Source organism: Synechococcus sp. BA-120 BA3 (genome assembly GCF_034931285.1).
GTDB lineage: Bacteria > Cyanobacteriota > Cyanobacteriia > PCC-6307 > Cyanobiaceae > Cyanobium.
This window is the reverse complement of sequence record NZ_JAYGHZ010000387.1, coordinates 1-3,759: the sequence shown is the minus strand read 5'-3', so window position 1 is coordinate 3,759 and position 3,759 is coordinate 1. Positions and strand designations below refer to the sequence as shown.

Annotated in this window: 5 protein-coding genes; 2 read left to right on the top strand and 3 right to left on the bottom strand. The window is 71.6% G+C overall.

Annotated elements, in window-relative coordinates; genetic code table 11:
- The coding region (locus VB737_RS15535) for a photosynthetic reaction center family protein (RefSeq protein ID WP_500314281.1) at positions 1-523 on the bottom strand (523 nt) is incomplete at its 3' end.
- A 153-nt stretch (positions 524-676) separates the two neighbouring features.
- On the opposite strand from VB737_RS15535, the gene VB737_RS15530 reads away from it, so the two are divergent.
- Positions 677-1,243 (top strand): photosystem I assembly protein Ycf4, encoded by a 567-nt coding sequence (locus VB737_RS15530; RefSeq protein WP_500314280.1) that lies wholly within the window; start codon positions 677-679, stop codon positions 1,241-1,243.
- 3 nt (positions 1,244-1,246) lie between these two features.
- A complete protein-coding gene (locus VB737_RS15525) occupies positions 1,247-1,978 on the top strand; it encodes a peptidylprolyl isomerase (protein ID WP_500314279.1) in 732 nt (243 codons plus the stop codon).
- A 33-nt stretch (positions 1,979-2,011) separates the two neighbouring features.
- Here VB737_RS15525 and ilvN read toward each other — a convergent pair whose 3' ends face one another.
- Together ilvN and VB737_RS15515 are read right to left on the bottom strand one after the other, a co-directional pair.
- Positions 2,012-2,542, bottom strand: coding sequence for an acetolactate synthase small subunit (ilvN, locus tag VB737_RS15520; RefSeq protein ID WP_254949260.1), 531 nt, complete (start codon positions 2,540-2,542; stop codon positions 2,012-2,014).
- A gap of 87 nt (positions 2,543-2,629) precedes the next feature.
- The gene (locus VB737_RS15515; protein ID WP_500314278.1) at positions 2,630-3,589 is read right to left on the bottom strand and encodes an alpha/beta fold hydrolase; all 960 of its coding nucleotides are present in this window, start codon (positions 3,587-3,589) and stop codon (positions 2,630-2,632) included.
- Positions 3,590-3,759 lie beyond the last annotated feature (170 nt).

Here is a 3,759-nt window from a genome sequence, read left to right as displayed (position 1 = left end):
CCCCGAAGGACGGCGCGAAGAACCAGCTGCTCTGACCCAGGGGGTACATCAGGAAGACACTGACGAACACCGCGATCGGGCCGGAGAAGGCGATGGCGTTGTAGGGACGGATGCCGACGAGACGGGCGATCTCGAACTGGCGCAGCATGAAACCGATCAGGGCGAAGGCGCCGTGCAGGGCCACGAAGGGCCAGAGGCCGCCGAGCTGGATCCAGCGGACGAAGTCACCCTGGGCTTCCGGGCCCCAGAGCAGCAGGAGGCTGTGCCCCATGGCATCAGCGGGGGTGCTGACGGCAGCGGTGAGGAAGTTGCACCCCTCCAGGTAGCTGCTGGCAATGCCGTGGGTGTACCAGGAGGTGGCGAAGGTGGTGCCGGTGAGCCAGCCGCCCAGGGCCAGATAGGCCGTGGGGAACAGCAACAGACCGGACCACCCCACGAAAACGAAGCGGTCGCGCTTGAGCCAGTCGTCGAGGACGTCGAACCATCCACGGGTGGCAGGGGCGCGCCCCAGGGCGATCGTCATGGGTGAAAGCGGTGCGGATGACCCGCAGGGCTGTGGGTTACCGGGGGATGGTAACAACGTTGATCCGCCTCCCGCGCCGGGCGACATGGGCTGAAACTGACGCCTCCGGCACGCTTCGCGGCAGGATGGCGGCCCATCGTCCCTTCGTCCCGCATGGCTTCGCCCGGCGTCGCTTCTCCTTCGGCCGACGAGCAGGTGCTGGAGCAGCCGGTGCTCGGCTCCCGGCGGCTCTCCAACCTGCTGGTGGCCGCTGCCGTGAGCATCGGTGGGATCGGCTTCGTGCTCACCAGCGCCTCCAGCCGGTTCGGCCGCGACCTGCTGCCCATCGGTCACCCCGCCGCCCTCGTCTGGGTGCCCCAGGGTCTGGTCATGGGCCTCTACGGCGTGGCGGCCCTGCTGCTGGCCGCCTATCTCTGGCTGGTGATCGGCATCGACGTGGGCTCGGGCACCAACCGCTTCGACCGGGCCGCCGGCGAGGCGCGCATCAGCCGCCGCGGCTTCCGCCAGGCGATCGAGGTGGTGATCCCCCTGCGGGAGATCCAGGCGGTGAAGGTGGAGGTGCGCGACGGGCTCAGTCCCCAGCGGCGCCTGGCCCTGCGGGTGCAGGGCCGACGGGACATGCCCCTGACCCGGGTGGGTGAGCCCATGCCCCTGGCGGATCTGGAGCTGGCCGGAGCCCGCCTGGCCCGCTTCCTGGGCGTCCCCCTGGAGGGACTCTGAACCATGCGTTCCACCACGAAAGCCGCCGGCCTCGGCTGGCGCCTGCTGCTTCTGGTGCTGCTGGGCCTGACGCCCCTCGGCCTGGCGGCCTGCGCCGCCGACACCGGCAACCGACCCATGGGCTGCGAGGCGGCCACCACCCCCTGCCTCAAGGGCACGGCCGTGGTGGCGATGGAAACGAGCAAGGGGCCGGTGGAGCTGACCCTGGATGGGGCAGCGGCGCCGCTCACGGCCGGAAACTTCGTCGATCTCGTCCGCCGGGGGGTCTACAACGGCACGGTCTTCCACCGGGTGGTGAAGGAACCGGTCCCGTTCGTGGTCCAGGGGGGTGACCCCAGCAGCGCCGATCCCAGGGTGCCCGCCAGCGATTACGGCTCCGGCGGCTTCGTCGACCCGGCCAGTGGCGAGTCCCGGCGCATTCCCCTGGAGCTGAAGCTCGACGGTCAGCAGGAACCCCGCTACGGGGAGGAGATCACCTCACCGACCGTGACCCGCCAGCTGGCCCTCAGCCACGAGCGTGGCGCGGTGGCCATGGCCCGCTCGAGCGATCCCAATTCGGCCAGCGCCCAGTTCTACGTGGCCCTGCAGGCGTTGCCCGAGCTGGATGGCCGCTATGCGGTGTTCGGCCGGGTCAGCAAGGGGATGGACGTGATCGACCGGATTCAGCAGGGGGACAAGCTGCTCCGGGCCCAGGTGATCGACGGCGGCACGCTGGTTCAGAGCAAGAAGCCCTGAGGTCGCCTGGGGCGTCAACGCACCGGCCTGCCCTCAGGCCGGGACCCGCTTGTCAGAGACGGTGGCCTTGAGCAGCTCGGTGTTCACCCCCGAGGCCCGCTCAAGCGCCACCTTGCCCGTGCGGGCGATCTCCAGGATGCCGTAGCTCTCGAGCAGGCGCTCCAGGGCCACCAGCTTGCCCGGGTCCCCCACCACCTCGAGGGTGAGGGCGTCGTCGGCCACATCCACCACCTTGGCCCGGAACACCTGCACGAGATCGAAGATGGCGCCGCGGTTCTCCGCCGGCGCCGCCACTTTCAGCAGCATCAGCTCCCGCTCCACGGCGGGAATGGTGGACAGGTCGATGACGCCCAGCACGTTGATCAGCTTGTTGAGCTGCTTGGTCATCTGCTCGAGGGTGCGGTCGTCCCCCTCCACCACCATCGTGAGGCGGGACATGCCGCGGTGCTCGGCCGGCCCCACCGCCAGGCTCTCGATATTGAAGCCGCGCCGGGCGAACAGACCGGAGATGCGGCTGAGGGCCCCCGATTCGTCTTCCACCAGCACCGAGAGGGTGTGCTTCATGTCGGGGTCGGGAGCGGGGTGCGGCGGGGGACCGGAGCAGCGACGGGAATCGTCCTCCCAAAACTACGCGGCGGGTGTGCCCTGCCCTCAGCCGGCCTCCAGGCGCTCCAGCCAGGGGAGCACCGCACCATGGAAGGCGACGGGGGTCTCGTCGTGGGGGCAGTGGCCGCACCGCGCGATCACGTGCAGGACCAGATCGCTGCGCAGGCCGAGGCACTGCCGGGCTACCTCCACCGGCACCAGTCGGTCCTGGGCCCCCCAGATCAGCAGGGTGGGCCTCCCCGGCCGCTGCAGCAGGGAGACGGCCGTGGCCCGGTGCGGCCGCAGGGCCATGCCGATGCTCATGGCCCGCAGGGCCCGCACCGCGCCGGGTCGCCGGGCGGGGCGGGCGATCACCCGGCGCAGCTCCTGGTCACCGATCACCGGGTGGTGGTACGCCGACTGGATGCCCAGGTCGAGCAGGGGGGAATGGGCCAGCAGGGGCACCGCCAGTTCCAGGGGCAGCAGCCGCAGCAGCAGCTGGATGCCCCCCCGCTTCAACCGCCGCCGCCAGGGCCGGCGCCGGGGCGGCCGCCGCTGGGCCATCAGCAGGCTGGGGTCGGGCAGGGGGGCCGCCACCACGGCCCGCACCCAGGTGGGGAAGAACACGCTGCAGGTGAGGGCCACCAGACCGCCGAGGGAATGGCCCACCAGCACCGCCGGCCCCCCGACCACCTCCGCCAGGAACGCCTGCACCTGGCGGGCCCAGAGGCGGTTGTCGAGGCCCTGATGGCGACGCGTCCCCGGCTGGCTGGAGGCGCCGAAGCCGATCAGGTCGAGCCCGTAGACACACCAGCCCGCTGCGGCAAGGGCACCGGCATTGCGCCGCCAGTGGCCGCTGCCGGCCCCGAAACCGTGCAGCAGCACCACGGCCGGCCGCCCGGTGTCCCCCAGACGGCGCCAGTGGCAGCTGTGGCCGATCCAGTGCCAGAGGGCGTGATCCCCCCAGTCGGCCCCTTCCGGCGAAGGGCCCTCCCCGGAGGCAGGCTGGGGGTCGGCGGACGACACCGATGGCTGGGGCAAGGATCCGGACGTGAGCGGACCTGATCACTATTGCGAAGGGGCGGCCCTGCTGGAGACCGGTGACGGGTTCTTCCGGCCCGCCTCCCGGCCGGCCAGGGACTTCGGCGTGCTGCTGGTCCGGAGCCTGGCCGCGGCGGCGGCGGGCGGGCCCGTGC

Excerpts from the sequence above, each read along its gene's own strand:
- VB737_RS15530 (WP_500314280.1), top strand. The coding sequence starts at position 677 with ATGGCTTCGCCCGGCGTCGCTTCTCCTTCGGCCGACGAGCAGGTGCTG.
- ilvN (WP_254949260.1), bottom strand. The coding sequence starts at position 2,542 with ATGAAGCACACCCTCTCGGTGCTGGTGGAAGACGAATCGGGGGCCCTC.
- VB737_RS15525 (WP_500314279.1), top strand. The coding sequence starts at position 1,247 with ATGCGTTCCACCACGAAAGCCGCCGGCCTCGGCTGGCGCCTGCTGCTT.